The 23,445-nt window shown below is 66.7% G+C and carries 18 protein-coding genes; 11 read left to right on the forward strand and 7 right to left on the reverse strand.

Annotation, left to right across the window (positions count from 1 at the left end; genetic code table 11):
- Positions 1-154 precede the first annotated feature (154 nt).
- On the forward strand, positions 155-655 hold the full coding sequence (locus OG194_RS09025) for an ATP-binding protein (protein ID WP_327407020.1): 501 nt from the start codon (positions 155-157) through the stop codon (positions 653-655).
- On the opposite strand, the gene OG194_RS09030 is transcribed toward OG194_RS09025, so the two are convergent.
- Complete coding sequence (locus tag OG194_RS09030) at positions 650-1,657, reverse strand: IS3 family transposase (protein WP_327398716.1); 1,008 nt, start codon at positions 1,655-1,657, stop codon at positions 650-652. The two genes, OG194_RS09025 and OG194_RS09030, sit on opposite strands and share 6 nt — an antisense overlap.
- A 17-nt stretch (positions 1,658-1,674) precedes the next feature.
- Positions 1,675-2,058, reverse strand: a complete 384-nt coding sequence (locus OG194_RS09035; protein WP_327398715.1) for a hypothetical protein — start codon at positions 2,056-2,058, stop codon at positions 1,675-1,677.
- A 202-nt stretch (positions 2,059-2,260) separates the two neighbouring features.
- Between OG194_RS09035 and fxlM the strand changes: the two genes are divergently transcribed.
- The 5 genes from fxlM to OG194_RS09060 all read left to right on the forward strand — a co-directional run bounded on the left by fxlM (position 2,261) and on the right by OG194_RS09060 (position 9,010).
- On the forward strand, positions 2,261-3,490 hold the full coding sequence (gene fxlM, locus OG194_RS09040) for a methyltransferase, FxLD system (protein ID WP_327400333.1): 1,230 nt from the start codon (positions 2,261-2,263) through the stop codon (positions 3,488-3,490).
- A 62-nt stretch (positions 3,491-3,552) separates the two neighbouring features.
- Positions 3,553-3,744 (forward strand): FxLD family lanthipeptide, encoded by a 192-nt coding sequence (locus OG194_RS09045; protein ID WP_200678509.1) that lies wholly within the window; start codon positions 3,553-3,555, stop codon positions 3,742-3,744.
- A 78-nt stretch (positions 3,745-3,822) separates the two neighbouring features.
- Complete coding sequence (locus OG194_RS09050; RefSeq protein WP_327400334.1) at positions 3,823-6,861, forward strand: lantibiotic dehydratase; 3,039 nt, start codon at positions 3,823-3,825, stop codon at positions 6,859-6,861.
- The gene (locus OG194_RS09055; protein ID WP_327400335.1) at positions 6,858-8,006 is read left to right on the forward strand and encodes a lanthionine synthetase C family protein; all 1,149 of its coding nucleotides are present in this window, start codon (positions 6,858-6,860) and stop codon (positions 8,004-8,006) included. The genes OG194_RS09050 and OG194_RS09055 overlap by 4 nt, the downstream gene beginning before the upstream one ends.
- Positions 8,007-8,029: 23 nt before the next feature.
- Positions 8,030-9,010, forward strand: coding sequence for a thiopeptide-type bacteriocin biosynthesis protein (locus tag OG194_RS09060; RefSeq protein WP_327400336.1), 981 nt, complete (start codon positions 8,030-8,032; stop codon positions 9,008-9,010).
- A gap of 790 nt (positions 9,011-9,800) precedes the next feature.
- On the opposite strand, the gene OG194_RS09065 is transcribed toward OG194_RS09060, so the two are convergent.
- Positions 9,801-10,217 (reverse strand): hypothetical protein, encoded by a 417-nt coding sequence (locus OG194_RS09065; protein ID WP_327400337.1) that lies wholly within the window; start codon positions 10,215-10,217, stop codon positions 9,801-9,803.
- A 455-nt stretch (positions 10,218-10,672) separates the two neighbouring features.
- On the opposite strand from OG194_RS09065, the gene OG194_RS09070 reads away from it, so the two are divergent.
- The 3 genes from OG194_RS09070 to OG194_RS09080 all read left to right on the forward strand — a co-directional run bounded on the left by OG194_RS09070 (position 10,673) and on the right by OG194_RS09080 (position 14,195).
- Entirely contained in the window at positions 10,673-11,176 is a 504-nt protein-coding gene (locus OG194_RS09070; protein ID WP_327400338.1) for a DUF4365 domain-containing protein, read from the forward strand.
- A gap of 1 nt (position 11,177) precedes the next feature.
- Positions 11,178-12,314, forward strand: a complete 1,137-nt coding sequence (locus tag OG194_RS09075; protein WP_327400339.1) for a hypothetical protein — start codon at positions 11,178-11,180, stop codon at positions 12,312-12,314.
- A gap of 693 nt (positions 12,315-13,007) precedes the next feature.
- Complete coding sequence (locus tag OG194_RS09080) at positions 13,008-14,195, forward strand: IS4 family transposase (protein WP_327399358.1); 1,188 nt, start codon at positions 13,008-13,010, stop codon at positions 14,193-14,195.
- 284 nt (positions 14,196-14,479) lie between these two features.
- On the opposite strand, the gene OG194_RS09085 is transcribed toward OG194_RS09080, so the two are convergent.
- A complete protein-coding gene (locus OG194_RS09085; RefSeq protein ID WP_327400340.1) occupies positions 14,480-15,247 on the reverse strand; it encodes a transposase in 768 nt (255 codons plus the stop codon).
- Positions 15,248-15,305: 58 nt separating this feature from the next.
- On the opposite strand from OG194_RS09085, the gene add reads away from it, so the two are divergent.
- The gene (gene add, locus OG194_RS09090) at positions 15,306-16,343 is read left to right on the forward strand and encodes an adenosine deaminase (RefSeq protein ID WP_327400341.1); all 1,038 of its coding nucleotides are present in this window, start codon (positions 15,306-15,308) and stop codon (positions 16,341-16,343) included.
- Between the two features lie 208 nt (positions 16,344-16,551).
- Here the strand turns inward: add and OG194_RS09095 are convergent, their stop codons facing one another.
- From OG194_RS09095 to OG194_RS09105, 3 genes are all read right to left on the reverse strand, one after another.
- Positions 16,552-17,502 (reverse strand): hypothetical protein, encoded by a 951-nt coding sequence (locus OG194_RS09095; RefSeq protein ID WP_327400342.1) that lies wholly within the window; start codon positions 17,500-17,502, stop codon positions 16,552-16,554.
- A 1-nt stretch (position 17,503) separates the two neighbouring features.
- Positions 17,504-19,609: a tetratricopeptide repeat protein gene (locus tag OG194_RS09100; RefSeq protein WP_327400343.1), complete on the reverse strand. Its 2,106-nt coding sequence runs from the start codon at positions 19,607-19,609 to the stop codon at positions 17,504-17,506.
- 482 nt (positions 19,610-20,091) lie between these two features.
- Entirely contained in the window at positions 20,092-20,910 is an 819-nt protein-coding gene (locus tag OG194_RS09105) for a 5'-methylthioadenosine/S-adenosylhomocysteine nucleosidase family protein (protein ID WP_327400344.1), read from the reverse strand.
- A 421-nt stretch (positions 20,911-21,331) separates the two neighbouring features.
- Between OG194_RS09105 and OG194_RS09110 the strand changes: the two genes are divergently transcribed.
- Positions 21,332-23,383, forward strand: a complete 2,052-nt coding sequence (locus tag OG194_RS09110; protein WP_327400345.1) for a tetratricopeptide repeat protein — start codon at positions 21,332-21,334, stop codon at positions 23,381-23,383.
- Positions 23,384-23,445: the final 62 nt, after the last annotated feature.

The following is a 23,445-nucleotide window of genomic DNA, read 5'->3' on the forward strand; positions in this document are numbered from 1 at the left end:
CCCACCAGCCGTGCGGCCAGACCTGGCCCGTGCGGTTGCCCGCGAAGCCATGGACAACTCCGGCCAGTGGAGCACGCGTTCATGCGGCTTTGGGCGCCTTCGACAACAGCACGCCGACGGTATGGCGGGTCCGGGACACTCAGCGCAGGTGGGCATGATGGCGATTCCTCGACAGAGCACGAACGCCGGCCGCGTTCTGACAGCGATCGCCATCCCGTTGGAGTCCGATCCGCACGCGGCGTCCAAGGCACGTAGGTCGACGCGCGACACCCTGACCTCTTGGGGCCTGGGCGACTTGGCCGACGACATGGTCCTGGTCGTGTCGGAGCTTGTCACGAACGCCGTGCAACACGGCGAGGGCCCCATCGTGATGGTTCTGCAGCAGCGCGACGACACCATCCTGGCCGAGATCGCCGACACCTCTCCCAGTCTGCCGGTGCCCCGCACCCAGTCCACCGAGGGCGAGTCCGGCCGCGGGTTATCCCTGGTGGAAGCCTTCTCCGACGACTGGGGATGCCGTACGCGACGAAGGCGTAGGGGCAAGTGGGTCTGGTGCAGCCGATCACTGAGCCCCGTGGCTACCTCGCAGGTGGGCCAACCTGCGCTCCCCGAGCCGGAAGATTTCAAGTCCAGTGAGACGGTCGTGACGCTATGAGGTTTGTGGTGCGGACTCTCTGCGTTTGGCCGGGTCGTTGATCCATGCCTGCTGAGGTATCCGGGGTGGTCGGGGGCGGCGGCCGAAGCGTTCGGGGTGGCAGGCGTAGGCCTCGGCGAGGGTGACGGCACGCTGGTCGCGGACCTCCTCGGCGGTGCCGAAATGCACGCTGGCCGGTGTGTGCCAGCCGATGCCCGAATGCCGGTGCTCGTGGTTGTAGTACGCGATGAACGCCTCGAACCACTCACGGGCATGGGCCAGCGAGTCGAACCGTTCGGGGTAGTCGGACATGTACTTCGTGGTCTTGAAGTGGGCCTCGCTGTAGGGGTTGTCGTTGGAGGTCTTCGGCCGCGAGTGCGACCGGGTGACGCCGAGGTCGATCAGCATCTGGGAGACCTTCTTGCTCGTCATCGAGGTGCCGCGGTCCGCGTGGACGGTCTCGGGCACGATGCCGTTGCGTGTGATGGTCTCGCGGATCAACTCCTCGGCCCGCAGCGCTGATTCGGCCCGCTCGACGGTGTGGCCGACGACGTAGCGGCTGAAGATGTCGATGATGACGTAGGCGTGATACCAGATGCCCTTGGCCGGTCCGGCCGCCTTGGTGATGTCCCAGGTGAACACCTGCGAGGGCCCGGTGGCGACCAGCTCGGGCACCGTCTTCGCCGGGTGGGTGGCCTGGCGGCGGCGCTCGCCGGACTGCCCCTTCTCGCGCAGGATCCGGTACATCGTGGAGACGGAACAGTGGTAACGCCCGGCATCCAGCTCGCGGGCCCAGATCTGCGCGGGCGGCATCTCGGCGTACTCGTCGCTGTTCATCATCTCCAGGACCGCCGCCCGCTCATCGGGTGTGAGGGATGAGGGCTGGACCTGCGGTTTTCTGGGTTTTCGCTCGGTCGGGGGCCGCAGCCGGCGGTAGTGGGTGGCCCGGGAGCGGCCGGTCAGCCGGCACGCGGCCGTGATGCCCAGTTCGCCCTGGACACCGGTGAACGCGTCGTCGAGCACCGGTTCGGCGGCAGCGTTCAGTCCGCGCTCTCGGAGATCATTTCCAAGAGCGCGGAAGCTTTTCCCATGACTTCCAACGCGGCCTTGTTCCGGGCCAGTTCCTTCTCCAGCCGTTCTACCTGGCGGCGCAGTTTCTCGTTCTCCGCCTCGGCGGCAGGCTTCTTCGGCCTCGCCGGACTGGTGCGCTGGTCGACCAGCTTCTCCAGGGCCCCGGCATCCCGCGCGGCCCGCCATTCCTTGACGTGCGAGTGGTACAGGCGCTCGCGGCGCAGGACTGCGCCCTTCTCGTTCTTCGGGGCGGCGTCGTACTCGGCCACGATCCGCAGCTTGTACTCGGGGCTGAAAGTGCGGCGCTTCGGCCGGGGCGCCGGGTCGGATCCGGCGGGCGTGGTGCTGGTCATGAGGGGGTGGTTCTCCTGTCGTGCCCTCTCAGGCTAACCCGACAAAGCGGGATGTCTCACCCAAGGCTGACAGAGAGGGGCTGGCCCACCTCGACGGAACCGTCCCCTAGCCCTATCCGACACAACCCACATCTCCTCCACGTCGCGACCGGCTCGGCAGAGACAGCCGAGAAAGAGAGAGCTCGTGAATAACGTCCTCGATATGACAACCCACCAAGAGGAAGCCCCCGCATCCGCCGAGCAATTGCGCGACGAGATGGTCCGAGAACTGATCGAAGTTGACGCCGTCCGTAGCCCGCACGTCGTGGCCGCGTTCCGCAAGGTCCCCCGGCACCTGGCCACCCCAGAGCTGGATCTAGCCACGGCCTATCAGACGGAGTTCGCCGCGATCACGAAGAAGGACGCCGACGGTGTGGCCATCAGCTCGGTGTCCGCCGCCCGCATCCAGGCCATGCAGATCGAACAGGCCGACCTCCGGTCCGGCATGCGGGTACTGGAGATCGGCTCCGGCGGCGTCAACGCCGCCTATCTGGCCGAGATCGTCGGCCCCGAGGGCCTCGTCGTCACCGTGGACATCGACCACGACGTCACCGCACGCGCCGAGAAGTTCCTGGCCGAGACCGGCTACGACCAACGGGTGCGCGTCGTCACCGCCGATGGCGAATACGGCGTGGCCGACCACGCTCCGTACGACCGCGTTCTCGTCACCGTCCAAGCCGCCGACATCCCGCCGGCCTGGACCGAGCAGCTCGTCGACGGCGGCCGCATCGTCGTGCCTCTGCGGATGCGTGGCATGACCCGTACCGTCGCGCTCGTCCACCACGGCGACCAACTGCTGAGCGACAGCGTCGAGTTGTGCGGCTTCGTGCCCATGCAGGGCGTCGGCGAGAACCGCGTTCGCCTGGTCCTCCTGCACGACGCCGAAGGCGAAGAAGTGGGCCTGCGTCTGGACGGTCACCCCGAGCCGGACGCCGACGGACTGCGGGCCGCCCTTCGCAGCCCCAGCGTCAAAGCATGGTCCGGAGTGACACTCGCCGGCGACGAGTCCAGCGAGCACCTGGACATGTGGCTGACGACCGCACTGGACAACCTGCCGCTCCTGGCCGCGACCCCGGCCGCCCGCGAGCGCGGCCTGGTTGCCTCGGCCTCGCCGCTCGGGGTCCCCACGCTCGTCGACGGCGACAGCTTCGCCTATCGAACTGTTCGGCGTACCGAAAACCCGGACCGGTTCGAGCTCGGCGCCATCGGCCACGGGCCGCAGGGCCAGAAGGTCGCCGAGCGCCTGGTCGAGGAGATCCAGGTCTGGGACCGCGAGCACCGCAGCGACCGAGCACGGATCGAGATCCACCCGACGGGCGCACCGGACGGGCAGCTTCCCTCGGGCCGCGTCGTCGACCGCCCGCACACGCGGGTCCTGATCACCTGGCCGTAGAGCTGAGAGCGCCCACCGGCCAGGACAGCAAGGCACATCCCACTCACTCAGGAGGAATCGAGATGGCACCACAGGGCAGCACCACGCTCAAGGCCGCGACGGACTTCACGTCCGGCACCGATACGGACTTCGACCTCGACATCGAGACCATCGCGTCCGCTCCGGTCGTGCCCGGCCTGCTGAACGACACCGGCGACGGCTGCACCTCCACCTGCCAGTCCGCCTGCTCCAACAGCACCTGCATCGGCGGCTGATCAACCGCTGAGGGGCGGGGCCGGGGTCACCGGCACCGCCCCTCGCCACACAAGACGACGAACGAAGGAGGCATTGCGATGTACGACGCCGTCGACGCGGTTCTGATCAGAGCAGCCGCACGGCCGTTGGATGCCCCACAGCCTCCCTGGCCGGACCTCGGCGGCAACACCTCCGGCGACGTCGAGCGTTGGCGGGAGTGGATCGGCGAGGTCTGGGCGGACGAGGCCATAGTAGCGGCCATCGAGGTCGCCAGCCCTCTGCTGGTCGAGGCCGTGCACGGCGTACTCGACGGCCGTAACCAGCGACCGCGCACCGTCCGGCGCGCTGTCATCTCGCTGATGCGCTACCTGTTGCGGATGCAGCACCGTGCCACGCCCTTCGGTCTGTTCGCCGGCCCCGCGCCCGTACGACTCGGAGACCGCGCCCAGGTGCGATGGGGTACCGAACACCGGGCGTCCGTCCGAGCGGACGCCGAGTGGCTCACGGAGATCGTCACCGCCCTGGAGCAGAACACCGACCTGCTGCGGCACCTGCCCGTGATCGCCGATCACACGTGCGTCGTCCGGGGCACCAGAATCGCCGTACCGCATCAACCGGGTAGGGACGGTCCTGCCAAGGTCACCCTGCGCCGCACCCCCGCTGCCGATGCAGTGCTCGAACTCGCCCGCGCGCCGATCGCTGTCGAGGACATCGTCGCCAAGCTGCACGCGAGCTACCCCAGCACACCCACGCCGGTGATCGAGGACATGGTTCGGGACCTCGTCGCCCACCGGATCCTCATCACCAGCCTGCGGGCTCCCATGACCTGCGACGACGCACTCGGCCACCTGGTGGCCCAACTCGATTCTTTAAGCACAGATCTCCAGGCGGAGACAGCCGGGCACCTCCGCCGGATCCACCAGCTCCTGATCCGCCACAACCACGCTCTGGCCGACGAGCAGCGGACCCTCCGCGCCGAGGCCACGAAGCGCATGACAGCCGCGACCGGCGTGAACGGGCGGACCCTCGTGGTGAATCTGCGGCCCGACTGCGATGTCGTCCTGCCCGCCGAGGTCGCACGGGAAGCAGAACGAGCCCTCCAGGTCATGGCACGTATCTCGCCCTACCCTGCCGGGCCTCCGACCTGGCAGGACTACCGCGCCCGCTTCCTAGAGCGCTACAGCATGGGCGCCCTCGTGCCCGTCCGCGACCTCACCGACCCCGACATCGGCCTAGGATTCCCGGCCGGCTACCGCGGCTCCCTCCTCAAGCGTCCCGTCCAGGCCACCACCCGCCGAGACGAACACCTCCTCGCCCTCGCCCAGGACGCCGCGATCAACCAGGCACGCGAGATCACGCTGACCGAAGAGGACCTCGCCGCGCTCGCCGTCGGCGAGGTCACCCAGGTTCCCGCCCATGTCGAGCTGTGCTTCTCCGTACTCGCCACCTCCCTGAGCGCCCTGAACCAGGGCCGATACACACTGAGCCCCGCGGGTCTCTCCCAGGCGGCGGGCACCACGACCGGCCGATTCCTAACCATGCTTGCGTCGGCCGACCGCGACCGCATGACGACCGTGTACGCGTCCCTGCCGACGCTCACCGCCACCACGGACCGCGTACAGATCTCCAGCCCGCCGCTCCGGCTGCGCACCCAGAACGTCAGCCGAGCCCCCGCCGTCGTACGCCACGTACTCTCGCTGGGCGAGCACAACTCCGCTGCCACGCTCGACCTAGACGACCTCGCCGTGACCGCAGACCCCCAGCGCCTCTACCTGGTCTCGCTGTCCACCGGCCGCCTCGCCGAACCGTCGGCGATGAACGCCGTCGAACTCACCAACGCCACACACCCGTTGGTCCGCTTCCTCACCGAAGTGCACCGCTCACACAGCGCGGTACTGGCCCCCTTCGCGTGGGGAGCAGCCGCCCGACTACCGTTCCTGCCCGAGGTCCGCGTCGGCCGCACCATTCTCTCGCCCGCCTGTTGGCGCCTCCGGACACACGACCTCGTTCACGACGGCCATCCCGACTGGCTACGCCACTTCACCGACTGGCGCTGTCGCTACGGCGTGACCCGCACCGTGTTCCTCGGCACCGACGACCAGCGCCTCCGCCTCGACCTCGACCACTCCACCCACCAACAGCTCCTGCGCATGGAACTGGAGCGCACCGGCACGGTGATGCTGCACGAGGCGCCCGAGGAGGGGGCGTACGGCTGGCTGGGCCGCGCCCACGAGATCACCATGCCGTTCGCCTCCACAGCTGAACCAGCGGTCCACCGCCCCCGAACAACAGCGGTCGTAAGACGCGACAGCAGCCGCCTGCCGGGCACCTCCGCATGGGCGTACCTGAAGATCTACTGCCACTCCGAACGCACCCCGGAGATCCTCACCACGCACCTGCCCACCCTGTTCCAAGACCAGGAGGGCGGCGAACCGTTGTGGTGGTACACGCGCTACAGCGATCCGGACACCCACCTGCGCCTACGGCTCCGGCTGCCGACCCCGGACGCCTTCGGCACCACCGCGCAGCACGTCGGAGCCTGGGCGGCGGCACTCCGCGACGACGGGCTGGTCCGCCGCGTCCAGTGGGACACCGATGAACCGGAGACCGGCCGCTACGGCACCGGCGACACCTTGGCCGTCGCCGAACGAGCCTTCGCCGCTGATTCCACCGCCGCGGTCGCCCAACTGAGGCTCGGCCTGCCTCCCCACATGCAACCAGCAGTCACCGCCGCCAGCTTCGCGGACATTGCCGCCGCCTTCACCGACAGCCCGGCCGCCGGGAACCGCTGGCTGACCGAGCGCCTGCTCAAGGGAGAGGGCGAGATGCCTTCGCGTGATGTCCAAGCACAGGCCCTACAACTGACCACCCCAGACAGCGACTTCGCCGCACTGCGAGCCCTGCCCGGCGGCGAACACGTCGTCGCCGCCTGGGCCTACCGCCGCGATGCGCTGAAGACGTACCGGACCGCGCTCGCCGACCACGGCGCCGAACCCACCGACGTCCTGCCCTCCCTGCTGCACATGCACCACAACCGGGCAGCCGGCATCGATCCCGACAGCGAGGCCACATGCCGCCGCCTCGCCCGCACCGCCGCCCTGTCTTGGAACGCGCGCACCGAAGGAGTACCGCAGTGACCACCGCCGTCACACCCGCCTCCGAACAGGACACCGCCTTCCGGCAGTCGCTCGCCCACGGCTCTCTCGGTATCGCCCTGCTCCACATCGAGCGGGCCCGCCAGGGCGATGGATCGCGGCAGGACGTCCACCGCCAACTCACTGGCGTCGGCCCGCTGCTCGACGGAGACACAGCGGGCCTGTTTCTCGGCGCACCCGCGATGACGTACGTCCTGCACCTGGCCGCCGCCGGCAGCAACCAGTACGTCGGCGCCCTGAACGCCCTCGACCGGATCGTGACCACCCACACCCGGCGCCGACTGAAAGCAGCCCACACCCGCATCGACCACGGCCGACCCGCCAGCTTCGCCGAGTACGACCTACTGCGTGGCCTCACCGGCCTCGGCGCCCTCCTCCTGCGTCGCGCCCCCGACGGTGCGGAGATCCAAGCCGTCCTGGAATACCTCGTACGCCTGGCAGAACCGCTCCCCGGCCCCAACGGGCGCCCCCGGCCCGGCTGGTGGGTGGGCCACAGCCCCGTCAACCTCGGCAACCCCACCCCCGGTGGCCACGCCAACGCCGGGCTCGCCCACGGCATCACCGGACCCCTGGCTCTCCTCGCACTCGCCCACCTGCGCGGCGTCACTGTGCCCGGCCACCAGGAGGCGATGATCCGCATCTGCCGCTGGCTGGACCGGATACGCGTCAGCGACCACCGAGGACCCCGATGGCCACGTTGGATCACCGATACCACCGTGAGTCCCGTGAACTCAGCGGCGCCGTCCTGGTGTTACGGCACCCCTGGCCTCGCCCGTGCCCAGCAACTTGCCGCCCTCGCCCTGGGCGACACCGACCGCCAACGAATGGCCGAACGAGCGCTCCTGCACTGCTTGTCCGACCCCCTCCAACTCGACCACCTCACCAACCGCGGTCTGTGTCATGGTGTCGGCGGCCTCCTACGTACCGTCCAACGCGTCGCCATGGACGCCGACGAACCACACCTCTTCACCGACCACCTGCCCCAGCTCACGCACCGCTTCCTCTCTGTAGGTCCTCCCACAGAGGCCGGGTTCCTCGAAGGTGCAGCCGGCGCGGACCTCGCCCTCCAAGACGCCGAAGCAGGCACACCTATGGGCGACTGGGACGCCTGTCTGCTTCTCATCTGATGCCCGCCGCTGAAGGGTTCTGGATGGATCCGCCGCACGACAACAGTGCCGTCGAGCAGGCCATCCTGGCCGTCCTCACCGGCGCCCCGATCGCAGAGGCCGCCGCACGGGCACACTCGTCCACATATCTCCTTAAGGAAGCCGCCGTGCGGTACCGCGCGGCCGGACAAGCCGCCCTCGGCACACAACCCAAACCGTCCCAGGGGCACCAGGTGAACATCGAGTTCACCGACTATTCGAATGCCGAGCGCACCTTCAGCACCCACCTCCTACCGCTCTTGCGGCAAGAGACAGAGACCGGGACGCTCGTCGGCTGGTGGTTCGTCCGCAAGCACCCCTGCTGGCGCCTCCGTGTTACCTCCGGCCCGGCTACCACCATCGAGGATGCAACGAGGTCTATCAGCGAGGCCCTCGACAGCGCGGTCGCGCGAGGCGTGGTCAGGCGCTGGTGGCCGTCTCTGTACGAGCCGGAAACCACCGCCTTCGGAGGTCCGATCGGCATGGACATCGCCCACGGCCTGTTCCATACGGACAGCGTCGGCGTTCTTGACTACCTCCACCACGCCAGCACAGACGGCTGCGCACTTCTCGATCCCAAGGCAACCTCGCTCCTCGTCATCAGCCTCTTCCTCCGCGCCGCCCACCAGGAATGGAGCGAGCAGGGCGATATCTGGGCTCGCGTCGAAGCCGCGCGCCCGCTCCCTGACGGCATCCCCGTCGAACGTGTCACCGCCATGACCGGCACAATGCGCCAGCTCCTCACGATCGATGCCGAGCCCACCCTCTCGGGCAACGGGCAACTCACGCCCGTCGCCCAATGGGCCGCCGAAGTGGAGCGCGCTGGCCGAGCTCTCGGCCACGCCGGACGCGAAGGGCGGCTCAGCCTCGGAACCCGCAGCATCCTGGCCCGGCACATCCTCTTCCACTGGAACCGCATGGGCTTCACCACCCGTCGGCAAGCCATCTGGGCACGAGCAGCGCGCGAGACCATCCTCGGGGGCTAACCGCGTAAATTCCGGTGCGGCCACGTCGACTACTCGCCGAAGACCAAATCGGCAACCGGAACGTTGCTCCTCGCATTGACGACGCGTCACCCCCAGATGTGGATGCATTCCCATCCGACTGTGTGACAAGCGGGGAGCTTGGTGATCAAGATGAGCTTCGTCGCCTGACTATGCCTTGGGCCCCCTAGCCGCGGCGTGAGCCGACTGCGCATTGGCGCCTGCGTTGAGACGGGCCAGATGCGCGCGTTGCGACACCTCGCCCCCGAAAGACGACCAGCCGTAGAGCGATGCAAGCAGTTCGGCAGCCACAGCTGCCGCTGCTGTCAATGCAGCCATCGCCCTGGACATGGACGCCGGCGGCCTGGCAACCCATCGGCCTCGGCTCTGTGCAGCTGTGATTGCGCATTGCTCGGACCAGACCTCGAATACCTGGGCAAGACGCGCAAAGAAGGCGGCCACCGCGGACAAGCAGATATAGAAAGCAACGAGCCCGGCGCCAATACGGGTAGCGGTATCCGGAGTTGGTGCGCCGTCAGACCATGGCCGACCCATCGCCATATAGAAGGTGGCCGTACCAGCTATGGCCGCAACCACTGCCGCCTCCGTCAACGAGCCCAGGACGTCATCGTAGTCGCCCGTATCTTCGTCATCTTCGGCATGCTGAGGCTTGGCCGACGCTGGATTGCCGGACGTCTTCCTCCCGTAAGGCGGAAGGAAGACCTGCCAGAAGCCACCGTGTACGTCACCGCCCACAAACGTGCCAGAGCCATGATTGTGCTGCTCCCGGTGCTCAGCGTCCGCCATCTGACGCCCCGCCGCCGTAGTTGAAGGTCATGCCACCGCGGACGTCACCACCGATGAACGTTCCTGTTCCGGTGTTGTGCTGGTTCCAGACCTTCGAGGCCGGCGGAGTAGGCACGGCGAGTTGGTCCACCTCGCTCATGGCGTCGCGTTGCTCGGCAAGGTGTTGAGCGATGAGCTGCGCCCAGGCGGTCTCTGCGAGTGCCTGGGCCTCTGCAGAGGGCGAAGTGAGCTGCGCAGCGGTGTCATCCACTGCCTGAGCAGCCGCTCTCTGTTGATCCGGGGTGGCCCGGCGGAAGAAGTGCGCGACCTTCAGGCGCATCTTCTCCGCGCCCGACGTGGCTATGGCCGCGACGAGCGTGGCGGCTGCACCAGTGGCCACAGCCATTAATTCGGCGTCGTACATGATCGAGATGTCTCCCCGTTCGTGGTGACGTACCCCAGCAGAACCTACCGGGCACCACTGACACTCCGAGGGCACAATCCGCATATACAGACTCCGACACCGCCACGCAGCCATCCAGGCGACACCGGCTCCCGATCGGCACGTCCCGTGTGCCCGGATGCGGTGCCTGACCAGGCAGAACGCTGGGCATCTTGGTCTCAGTTCTGGTCTCATTCACCCCCGTCCGGTCGTCCAGAACCCCAGTCACGAGGCGCTCCGCCCCAGGTCAGAACACCCCTGTCCCCCGCCGAACCCCCGGACGAAGACTTGGAAAGCGTGCTGAGGGCAGCCCGTCACAAGTTCGAATCTCATATCTTCCGCCAGTACCCCTCCGACGTGCGTGGTGCATGAGGCCCTATTCCCCTGGAGCCCCTCTCCCTCCTATCCTCGCGCTCACGCCAAGGGGAGGGGGACCAGTGGCCGCAGAGGCGACAAGCTGGCAGAAAGAGCAGGTCAGCCGCGCCTATGTGCATGTCCTTGCCACCCAGGGCGGTTACACAATCTGCGACTGGAATGTCGACAAGGATGGCGTCGATGTCACCCTGCGCTCACACGGTCTGATGGTCGACATCCAGCTCAAGTGCACGCAAAGCCCACGTATCATTCGTGGCGGTTACAGCTTCGACCTCGACGTCGAGACGTACGACAAGCTGCGCAACCCAGAACGCTCAGCCCCAGGCCACCTTGCCTTACTGATAGTCCCCCCGGATATCGGCCGCTGGGTGACTCACCAGCCAGAGTCGATCGTCCTGGCCTGTCATGGCTACTGGGCGTCGTTACAGGGCAGAGGGAAGGCCAACGGCAACGTCACCACAGCTGTCAGCCTTCCTGAGCACCAGCCGCTCACGGTGAAGGCCATGGGCACGATGTTCGACGCGGCGCGTCGGCTGACCAATGCCAGCGGTCGGGAGGTGGACTGAGGTGGTGCACAGTGAGCCCGACTTCGGTCCTGAGGAAATCCGCAGCTACCTCAAGGTCACTGGCTGGACTCCGGTTTCCGGTGGCGTCGTGGCGGAATTGTGGAGTCTGCCCGGACCGGCAGACGAGGTTGTCCTGGTCCCCATGAAACCAGGAGCCCCGGACTTCGCCAAGCGGACGCAGATCCTCTTGGCAGATCTGGCACGCATCGAGTCCCAAGACGCGCGAACCGTCCATGATGCCGTCGCCACCGTCTTCAACGACGTAACCGATCTCAGGGCATCCCACCCCTCGCTCAGCGACGGATCGATTCCCTTGGAGGCCGGCTATGAATTGTTCATCTCCGCCAAGCGCCTGCGTGTAGCATCCGCGGCAGCGACTATTCGACGGCAGGGCCACTTCCGCAACTTCCCCACCCGGGCACGAGAGCAGGCACGGGAGGTCCGGCTGGGGCAGACCCGTCGGGGGTCGTACATCGTCCCTATCATCAGCCAGGCGCGCTCCCCCGAAGACGTGTACTCCCCCGGTCAGGAGTACATCGAGGTCGGGGTGGAGGAGACACTTTTCGACCGACGCGTCACTGCCACGATGTCCCGCGCCCTCGGCGTACTCGAAGACATGGCAAGCGCTGAGCGGGAGCCCACCCCCAGCGAGATCACCGATTCGATCGGCGAAGGCGTCTCGTATGAACTGTGCCAAGCTCTCAGCAAAGTGGTGAACACAGACTCCGTCGGCTCCCTCGACGTCTCCTTCAACTGGTCCCGGGTGGCCGCGCCACCGCCCGGCACGCCACCGCAGGTGGAGTTCAACCAGGCTGCGATCGACATCGTGGACCGGGTGTCCGCACAACTGAAGACCCGCATCTACACAAGCCAACATCTGATCTACGGCATAGTCACCGATCTCAGCCGCCATCCAGAGGATGAAACCGGCCGGGTAGGGGTCCAAACGCTGATCAAACGACGCAGCAGGACCGTCTGGATGGACCTGCCCGACAGCGACTACCACACTGCCGTCCGCTGCCACGATGACGGCATCCCTGTCCGTGTCCAAGGCAGACTCACCAGCCCACCTGGCGGACACGCCACGATGGAGGTAGATGATTTCGGGCCTGATCCCTCGCTCGGCTCGGACCAATGACTGTCTGCAAAGAGCTAAAGCGACGTGGCTCGGCATCCGAGTTGCGTCCCGCCTTTAATCCCCATGGGGAAAGTCTGGGAAAAGATATTCTCCCAGATCCCCCGTGAGACCATGCCAGCCCAGAACGACAACCCGACCTGTGCAAATACCAAATCTGACAGGCAGAGATCTTGCCCCGAACCTCAGTCGGAGCGAAGAGGCCGTAGGTTCAGAACTCGTAGCATCGAGTGCCGATCGAATTCGAAGGGTGGCTCGCAGAACAGCCACACGCCACCAGCAGTCGACCGGTGGGCCCCTACCCGGAAACGCCGGAAGATTCACTGACAGTCGGTCAGGGCGACACGTAAGGGCAGCTCAGAGGCACAACGGCCAAGTCCCCAGCAGGCGCCTTCTAAGCACCTGGTCTACTTCATCGTGGGGTCCGCGCCAACAGCATCTGCTGGATTGCCTTGCACGACAAGTGCGCGGCTGCCCGAAAGCCCGCCTACGCGGTCGGCGTCGTATCGTTTACATCGCACACTCGACCGAGCCTTCGCTCCCCACCCCGCCGACACGAAGGCGCCTCGACGGTCGCCGGAACCACCTGGCGCACCGCGCCGGCCATGGACTCTGTCCACTCTCAGCTGGCGTGGGCGCCTAAAGGCAATGCCGTTGCTTTAGTTGGCGGCGTAGCCTGCTGGCAGGGCGTCGGGGGTGGTGCCGGTGGCGGAGAGTGTCCCGGAGTTATCCGGTCTTGGATTGTTGACCTGGGTGTATCCGCCGGGTCTGGTGGATCGGGTGGTCGCTGCGTGCGGCCGGACCGAGCAGCGCAGACGGCTGCTTCCCGCTCGGGTGGTGGTGTACTTCGTTCTCGGTCTGGCCCTGTTCTCGCCCGCTCCGTATCTGGAGGTGCTGCGGCATCTGACCGACGGACTGCGTGCGTGCGGGCTGTGGGGCAACTGGCGGATCCCGGCGAAGTCCTCCCTGTTCAGGGCCCGTGGCCGACTGGGCTCCGAGCCCCTGCGGGTGCTGTTCGCGGCCACCGTCCGTCCATTGGCGGATGAGGAGACACCGGGCGCGTTCTGGCGCGGGCTGCGGCTGACGGCGGTGGACGGCACCTGCTGGGATGCCGCCGACACTGCCGCGAACGACCAGGAGTTCGGCCGTCCCGGCAACACCCGCGGCCCGGACAGGTCAGCGTTCCCGCAGGTGCGGATGGCCGCTCTGGTCGAGTGCGGCACCCATGCCGTGCTGGATGCGGAACTGGCCGGCTGCCGGGTCGGTGAACTCACCCTCGCCGCCTGCCTGGTCCGCTCCACCGGGCCGGACATGCTGGTCCTGGCCGACCGGGAGTTCCTGGGGGTGCCGTTGTGGAGAGCGTTCACCGCCACCGGCGCCCACCTGCTGTGGCGGGTGTCGGCCAACCGGGTCCTGCCCGTGCAGGAACTCCTTCCCGACGGCTCCTGGCTCAGTCGCCTGCACGCAGGCACCGACGGCAAGAAACGCGATCCGGTGCGCGTGAGGGTGCTCGCCTATCAGCTGTCCGACGGCGGAGCGAGCACCCAGAACACGCACTACCGCCTGGTCACCGACCTCCTCGATCCGGAACGCTTCCCCGCGGCCGAACTCGCGGCCCTGTATGCCCAGCGGTGGGAGATCGAGTCGGTCTTCGACGAGATCAAGACCCATCAGCGCGGCCCCCACGTCGTCCTGGCCAGCAAGACCCCCGACGGCGTGCGCCAGCAGATCTGGGCCCACCTGCTGGTCCACCACGCCCTGAGGTCCCTGATATCCAGAACCGCTGCCGTCCACGGCATCGACCCGGACCGGCTTTCGTTCACCGACACCCTGCGTGCGGCCCGCCGCAGCGTCACCGTCGCGCCCGGCATCTTTTCCCCCTGAGCACCTGATCACGGCGCTGGTCCGGCTCCGCGACGACCTGCTGACCACGCTGCTGCCACCGCGCCGGCTCCGCAGCCAGCCCCGTGTCGTCAAGCGCAAGATGTCCAACTACCTGCTCAAACGGGCCGAGCACCGTGCCTGGCCCCAGCCCACCAGAACACACGACGACGCCGTCACCATCCGCCCACCGAGACCAACAGCCCAGTAAAGCAACGGCATTGCGCCTAAAGGTTGTCCCGTAAGTGATCTTCGAGTTGGTGCGGACGGGACCGGCTGTTCGCTGTCTATCCGCCGAGGACGAGGTTGTGCAGACGGGCGATGCCAAGCATGGCGAGGTGGACGCCGTCGCCCTTGAGACGGCAGTCACGCAAGATCTTCCAGCCCTTCATTCGGGCGAAGGTGTGCTCGACGCGGGCGCGAACTCGCTTGTGGGAGCGGTTGTGTTCCTCCTTCCAGGTCGGCAGGTCGCTCCCCTTTTCGCGTCGGTGTGGGATGACCAGGCCGGTCCCCTGGTAGCCGCCGTCGGCGATCGTCATGGTGGTGCCTACGGCAGCCTTGGCTCCGGACTCTTCCCAACCACGGGAGTCGTGCCGATTACCGGGCAAGGGCCGGCCGACCACGACGACCAGGCGGGTGTCGGCGTCGATAACGACCTGGTGGGCTGTGGAGTAGCGATAGTTCTTGGACTGCTCGGCGACCGTGCGGTCGCGGGTCGGCACCAAGGTTCCGTCCACGATGAGCACAGTGTCCTTACGGAACCGCCTACGCTGCCGGAGCGCCAACAGTGGACCGAGGTGGTCGATGATCCGGTCTGCGGCCGACTTCGAAATCCCGAACAACGGAGCCAGCTGTCGCATCGTCAAGTTCGTGCTCCAGTACGCCGTGACCAGCAGAACACGGTCCTCCAGCGGCAGACTCCAGGGACGCCCGCGCTGTTGATCCGCAGCCTGCTCGCATCGAACCTCGGCTACCAGCTTGGCGAAGCAGCGCGGGGTCAGACCCGTGAAGGGCTCTATCCATGACGGCACCGACGCCGTGATCACATCAGCCACGCAGTGATGGTTGCATCTCCCAACGGCCGTCAAGAGGGTAGCCATAGAGTGAGGCGCCATGCGAAGCCTGGACCATCTGCCGAAGGCCCATCTCCATCTACATCTCGAAGGTGCGATGCGTCCCGCCACGCTCGCGGAGCTGGCGGGCGAGCGTGGCGAACGACCGCCAGATTCAAACGGCTTCACCTCGTTTGAGGACTTCGGCGCTTTGTACGGCACCGCTGCCCGGGTGGTGCGCGAGGGCCCGCGCAGGAACCTTCTGCGGCTGGTACGCGAGGTGGTCGAGGACGCCGCCGCGGACGGAGCGGTATGGATCGAGCCGCACTTCAACCCCCTGACCTATGAGGACGATCCGGACGCCGCGCTCGACGTCCTGGACGCGGTGATCGACGAGGGCCGCCGCGCGGGCGCGCGGCTGGGCGTCGGCTTCGGCATCCTGGTGTTCGCCCGACGCAACGCGGACCCGTCGGAAGCGGTCGAGGCCGCCCGCCTGGCGGTTAGACGATCAGACAATGGGGTGGTCGGCTTCGGCCTGGCCGGAGATGAGGCCCGCCACGCCCCCGAGCCGTTCGCTGAGGCGTTCGCCATTGCCCGCGATGCCGGGCTGATTCCCGCCCCGCACGCAGGGGAATTCGCCGGCCCGGCCGGCGTGCGCGCCGCACTCGACGTACTCGGCGCCCGACGGATCGCTCACGGCGTACGGGCAGTCGAAGACCCGGCTCTTCTTGCCCGTCTGGCCGCGGAAGGCATAGTCCTCGACGTCTGCCCCACCTCCAACGTCGCCCTCGGCGTCGTCGCATCCCTGTCTGCGCATCCCCTCGCGCGGCTCCTGCAAGCAGGCGTCCAGTGCACCCTCAACGCCGACGACCCTCTCCTGTTCGGTCCGGGTCTGCTGCAGGAGTACGAAACAGCCCGCACCGCGCTCGCCCTCACCGACCCCCAACTCGCCGCCGTGGCCCGTACCTCGCTCGAAGCCTCCGGCGCCCCGCGCGCCACCGTGGAAGACGCAGTCACCCGCATCGGCGCATGGCTGGACATCCCGGGCCAGCCAACAACGCCTCCCAACCCAACAAGCATGTCGGCCGCCGCACCATAGGGCGCCGTCTGAAACAACCAGCCAGAAATTGCGGGACAACCTTTAGTACGTGATTGATGTCGTATCAGGCGACTCCATCGCCGTGCGACAAATACAGAGGGCAAGTGGCACGGCGATCCAGTTCGTCGGCCGACGACTTGGTCAGAAGTGAGCCACCTACAGTGGAGGCGGACGGGACGGTTACAGGTGCCATGAAAGGCTCTGCATGTCAGGAGCTGCGTCGCCAGTTCATAAAAGGGGATCGTTTCCGTCTACCCGGTGGCGGCTCGTTTTCCAGGGCACCAGGCATGCGCTGCGGCGCCAGACGGTCACGCAGGAGATGGACGTATTCCTCGATCGTGATGTCGCGATTCTGCCTCAACCCCGTTGCGGCGTCTCGCAAGTTGCGAGGTACTCCGGCGCACAGCTCGGCCAGATCCCGAAGCGCCTCAGGCTCGGTTTCCGCGCGCTTTTCATGGGCATCGCCGATTCTGACTAGTGCGGCGAGGACCTCACACGCGGCTACCTGGTCCAGAGCACGGAGACGGAATTCGTGAGCGTCCAGGTCGGGTAGTCCTCCGCGTGACGTGACCAGGACACAGTGGCGGTCCTCGCCGGGCATGACGAGTTCCACCTGGGAGGCCCGGACGACATGGTCCACGACGATCAAGGTACGTCCCGGGCGTTGTGCGAGACAGTCGCGGTAGTAGCCATAGCGGGCGACAGGAATCATGGACATAAGTTCCGCGCCCTGTACGCCCAACGGGCTCACGAGGACGAGCAACGCGTCATTGTCCGTGAGTGGATCCTTGGCATGGCTCTGCAGATCGACATAGAGCGCCCCGCCCGGAAACCACCCCTTGTTCACTGCCAGATGGCTGGCAAATTTAGCGAGCGCCGATGTTCCAATTCCCTTCGGCCCCGATATCACACAGATCGGCAGGCGGTTTGTATCCAGGTCGTCGGAATCCGGGTTCAGGACGGGGAGAATTTTATCCAGGACCGCGCCGCGTCCGGCGAAGGCAACCGGAGCTGCGGGCAGGGAATTGACGGTTGCTTGCGGCCGGTCGAGATGATCATGCTGCTCCTTACCAGTGACCAAGCCGATGCGTGACCACCGGAAATCCACATGATCACCCTGGTAGCTCATCTCGTCCGGGCCTGGTTCCTGTGACGCCATGTCAGTCGCGCCCCTCAGCCAGTTCGAGGGCCTGAGTGGCCTCGGCGAAAGCACCGGCCCGGGAGAACGCCTCAGCCGCGCGCGTCCAATAGATACGCGCAGTCGTGGTCTCACCGAGTTCCCGGTGAGTGACGGCGAGGTTATGCAGGGCGTTGCCGATCTCGTAGTGGTCCTCGAATTCCTGGAAGATCCGAAGAGCGGTGCCGAAGGCCGCACCGGCTTGGGCCTGGCGTCCCGTCATGTGCAGGACGATTCCCATGTTGTTCCAGGCTCTGCCCTCTTCCCGCCGGTTTCCGGTGGTGAGGTGAAGATCGCGGGCCTGGGTGTGGGCGTCGATCGCCTCCTGCACCCGGCCGGCCTCACGCAGCGCAACACCCAAGTTGTTCCAGGCACTGGCCTCAAGTTCGCGGTCCCCAATGGTGACGAGGAGGTCGCGGGCCCGGGTGTGGGCGTCGATCGCCTCCTGCACCCGGCCGGCCTCACGCAGCGCAACACCCAAGTTGTTCCAGGCACTGGCCTCAAGTTCGCGGTCCCCAATGGTGACGAGGAGGTCGCGGGCCCGGGTGTGGGCGTCGATCGCCTCCTGCACCCGGCCGGCCTCACGCAGCGCAACACCCAAGTTGTTCCAGGCACTGGCCTCAAGTTCGCGGTCCCCCAGGTCCTGTGCGGCCTGCTGGGCGATTCGGCTGACCACCCTCGCATCGTCGAGGTAGCGTCTCCACTCCAGATACGGCGCCAGGTCCAGGGCCAGTTGGGCGGCTCTGTGGGCCTGCTGGTGGTGGTAGGCCCATTGGACGGTGGCGACGAGGTTCTCCCGCTCGGTGTCCAGCCACGTCAACGCCTCGTTGCGGCTGACGAATCTGGTTGGCTCCAGCTCCCCCGGCAGCCATCGAAGACGTTGAGACGCCTCGCCAGCGAGACCGCCGTAGTGCGCGACGATCCGTTCCCCGGCCGCTGCCGTCTCCTCCTCGTCTTGACGTGCCAGAGCCGCCGAGTACGTTCGCACGAGATCGTGCAGTCGCCATCGGGAGCGGGTCTTGGCTGGCTCGATGAGATGTGCGTGGACGAGGTTCCTCAGGCTCCGAGTCGGCGATGACTCCGTGCCCACGAGGGCGATCACGGCATCGACGCCGATGTCCGGCCCGGGAGCGATGGAAAGGAGGCGGAGGAGCCGTGCCTCGCCGACGGGAAGGCGGCGGTAAGAGAGGTCCAAGGCTGAGCGCACACTGCGCTCGCCGTCATCCAACTGAACTTGCTCTGCCTCCAGTTCGGAGACCAGCTCGGTGATCGGCTTGTCAGGGTCGATACTCAGCAGGGCTGCCGCGATTTGCAGAGCGAGCGGCAGGCAGCCACAAAGAACCGCCAGCCGATCGGCGGCCTCGGGGTCGTCATGCACACGATGGTCGTTGGGGTGGGCCGTGCACAGGGCGGTCTTGAGAAGAGTTCGCGCCTCATCGGGTGACAGGATGTCAAGGGACAGGAGACGGGCGCCGAGTTGGGAAAGCCGGATCCGCGAGGTGACCAGGACCCGATGGCGGGGGTCGCCGGGGAGCAAAGGCACGACTTGCGCGGCGTCTGAGGCGTTGTCCAGGACCAACAGCATGGGGCCGGGCTGGCGCGCCATCAGCGAACGCAGCAGCGCGTACTGGGCGTCTGAGGTCACGGGCAGGTCGGCGTCGCCTACTCCGAGTGCCTTGAGCAAGGCGCAGGCAGCCTGTTGGGCGGTGACGGCGTCGTCTCCGTAGCCCCGCAAGTCAATGAAGAGCGTTCCGCCGGGAAACCAACGCTTGGCGTTTACTTGATGGGCCGCTTGCAACGCAAGGGCCGTCTTGCCGATGCCGCCGAGTCCGGAGACCGCGGAGATGACGACCGCCGCTCCCGGAGCAGCGCTTGTCTCCCCAACCGTTTGTTCCTGAGGAGCGAGGGCAGCCAGGAGGGCGGCGAGCTCGTCGTTCCGCCCTGTAAAGCCCTCCGGCGCCCTGGGGAGAGAGGTGAGCGCGACCGGAACAGGTCCGCGACCGAGCGTCTCAAGTCCGCGCTGGCCATACTCGTCCTCCATCGGCAGGATGAACAGACTTTTCTGGTCGCTGTCGTGCTCCGTGTTCACACCGACCTCCTGCCTTGGTGATGCCATGTTAGATCCGTAAGCGAGGGTGGCCTTGGTGGCGGCTGCTGCCGCCTTCTCTCCGATCCAGTCGGACAGCAACTCGACTCCACACGACTCGGGGCACTCCGGAGTCGCCGACAAACCCGGGGTGCCTCTGTTGAGTCAGGCCACGGACGGGCACCGGCCGGAGAACACACCCTGGGAGAGCCAGATTTCGGCAAGCGGTTCACAAGCCGCTCTGACCGGCGCACTCCAGCACGCTGCGCGGGCAGCAAACCCGACCACACGCCACTACGGGAGATATACATCGGCGGTTCAGCGTCAGACCCACACCTTGCACTCATCAGTGAAGTACGGCCATGGCTGCCATCCTGCTATGCCCACCTCACCAGAAGGAATTGCCACCCTGCGCTTTGAATCCTGGCGGCGACCGCCGGGGTCCAAGAACGCCGACCGGACGGGTGGTGAGATCCTTCGGCATCTCACTCGTCCTGACGGCTTCCCGTTCTCTTCCCAGTGAACGGGCCGTAGAACTGGGAGCCACGAAAGTCCAGGTGGTCTCCGCCGTAATCGGAGGGGGACTGAGGTGCTTCCGAGGGCCTGCCACGTGGATTCACCTCGCGCAATACCGCCATCGCTGCCTCGGCGGCACGTGCGGCCGCGCTGCGCAGAATGTCTGTCGTGTCGACGGGATGCTTCACGCCGTCGGCTGTGTCGCTGATGGCGCGGATCGTGAGCGTTTCGGCCTCCTCGGTGAGGTGGGCAGCATGAGCCACACCAGTACCCTCCATCTCGATGGCGGCCGCATCGCTATATCGGCGCCTCAGCTGGTCGACAAGCGCGGCGGAGGAGCCGTTGAGGACAACGTCACCCGCTGCGATCGATTTGAAATGCACACCAGGCCAGCCTCGCAGAGCAACACGTGCGGCCTGCTCAAGGCGGTGCGAGACGACCCAGGCCCGGGGGCGTGCATAGAAGCCCTCGGGGGTCTGCTTGCCGCCGTGGTAGGCGTACACCTTTGTGGCGACGACGACATCTCCGATCCGGACATCCTCCCTGAGCGAACCCGCGACACCGACGAATAGAAGTGCCTCCGGCTCCAGCCAAGCACTGATCCGTTCGATGGTCACGGCAGCGGTGTAGGCACCCTCACCGATCTCCGCCAGGGCGACCAGCCACGGAGTGCCGGGCAGGACACCGCGTTCCAAAGTCGTGCCGGAAGCCGGATGCACGAGTGCCTCGCGGCTGATGAGATGGCTCCGCACGGCTTCGTATTCGGCTGGAAGCGCGGTGAGGATCACCACGCAAGGGGGGGCGTTTGTCACTCGACCAACCTCACCTCTGCGCTGCGGTGTTCGTACAGCGGGCCCGCGCTTCAGGTTAGGGGATGACTCGAAGGCCATGGGCGTCTTCCGACTTCCGAGGGGATTCCTCGGACCGGATGCGCGGCGGACAAGTGAGCCACTACCGTGATGGCACGACGTGCGGCACCGGGGGACAGCTATGGAAGCGGGGGCTCTGAGGGCGCTGCTGACCGCCCTGGCTGATGGTACGGCCGGTCCGAATGGACGAGATGCGGTAAGAGAGTTGGCCCACCTCCTTCCCGGGGCTTCGGATGGAAGGACCGCTCCGGAAGACCTGGCCATTGCCTTTCTCGAGCGGGACTCTGCGAGCCCGGACCGGCACGCGGCGTTATCGGCTTGGAGCACCCGTTTGAGGAAAATGCTGTCTGCCGACCTCACCCGGGCCCAGGCTGTGGCAGCAGTCATGAATAGCCGGATACCCGGGAGCGGATCCTGGTATCACGGTGATCATGTCGACTTCGACGGGGTCTTCATGGGTGATGTGATCGGCTCCCAGGTAGTGCACTACCACGAGGCCCCGATGCCGACCGCACTGGGCTCTCTGCCTCCTCCCACGCCCAGTTTCACTGGCCGTGCGGATCTGCTCAATAAGCTGGAGACCTTTCTGCGTCCGCCCAACGGACCCACGACACACAAGACCGTCACCGGAACCGTTCTGGCAGGTCTGGCCGGAGTCGGAAAGACGGCGCTCGCCACCCAGGCCGCGCACGAGGCCGACGGCAAAGGCTGGTTCCTCGGCGGCATCCTCTTCATCGACCTCCACGGCTACGACCCCACCCCGGTCGTCCCGGATCGAGCTCTGCTCGCCCTCCTCCGTGCACTCGGTACACGTTCCGAGCACATCCCCGCCACCGAGGACGAACGGGTCAACCTCTACCGCGCCCGGCTCGCCCAGTGGCCCGACAGGGTGCTGCTCCTGGCGGACAACGCCTCCTCTCCTCAACAGGTGCGGCCTCTGCTCCCCAACGACCCGCGGCACCGCATTCTGATCACCTCTCGCAACGCCATTCCGCAACTCAACGCTCATCACATGCCGTTGGCGCAGCTCGCCCCTCAGGCCGCCGTAGAACTCCTCGACCAAGTACTGCGCGAGGCCGACGGCAGTGACGACCGCATCTCCTCCAACCAACCGGTCGCAATCGAACTCGCTTCTCTCTGCGGCCACTTGCCCCTGGCCCTGCAGATCGCGGCCGCGCTTCTCATCTGCCACCCGGAAAAGCCCGTTGCCGAATCGGTGGAGGAACTACGTGATCACAACACGCGGCTCGACTTCCTCGACGATGGAGAACGCAGTGTCCGCGCCGCCTTTGATCTCTCCTACCGGAGGCTTTCGGACGAGCAAGCACGGCTACTGCGGTTGCTGGCGACGGCCCCGGGGCCCGAGATCGGGGCCGACGCACTCGCGGCGCTCCTCGGCGTAGAGGCTCCTCCGCTGGCCGCCCTCGCGCCTTTGGAACGCGCGTATCTGGTGGACAGGGGCGGCAGCAGCAAGCGGTGGCGACTCCACGACCTGGTCCGAGCCTTCGCCATGGGCGTGACGGCCGAGGATCCATCCTTCCTGGAGGAGTGTGAGACTGCACGAGAGAGGGTGCTCGACTTCTACCGACAGAGGGCAGACGCGGCGGACGATCATCTGCGGGCGAGTCCGCACGCCGGTCTACCCACGTTCTTCCAGGGGAAGGATGAAGCGCTGTCCTGGCTGGATGCGGAAAGGCCCGGCCTACTTGCTGCCGTTCAGTGGGGCGCTGAGGACCGGCACGCGCGCAGCGCCGTCGACCTGGCCCTCTGCCTGGCCGAATACCTGCGATGGCGCGAGTACTTCGAGGATGCGACTACCGTCAGCGGCACCGCGCGGCAGGTCGCCCGACGTGTCGGCGACCTGACCGGAGAGGCGATCGCATGCACCAACCTCGGCGGCGCTCTCATGGAGATGGGCCGGGTCGACGAGGCCGCCGACGCATTCATCCGGGCTCGTGACATCTACCGAACAGCGGCCAACCCAACCGACGAGGCCATGCAGTGGAACAACCTCGCCATTGCTCGGTCGTACCAGGGCGACCACGAGTCTGCCCTCCACGCCTTCAACCAAGCCCTCACCATCCATGAGGCCATGGGCAATGCAGTTGGCCATGCCCAGTCCTGGCACAACCTCGGCGTCACACTGCTGGAGGCGGACCGAGGAGCGGAGGCGATCAACGCCTTCACCCGTGCCCGCGAACTCTTCAGAGGGGCGGACGACCCTCGGGGCGAGGCTCTGACATTGAACAACCTGGACAGGGCGCTGCACTCGATGAGTCGGTTCCGACCGGCCGGCGAAGCCTTCAGCGAGGCTACTTCTGCCGAGGAAGACCGGGAGCATCAGGCCACCGGACGTCAGCCTCCGGATCAGGTTTCCGGCACAAGTGGCTGAAGACCGTTGGCGCACGCTCCGTCAGGACGACGAGTCCTGCCCGTTGATCGGTGTTGCCTCCA

The organism is Streptomyces sp. NBC_01288, assembly GCF_035982055.1.
Lineage (GTDB): Bacteria > Actinomycetota > Actinomycetes > Streptomycetales > Streptomycetaceae > Streptomyces.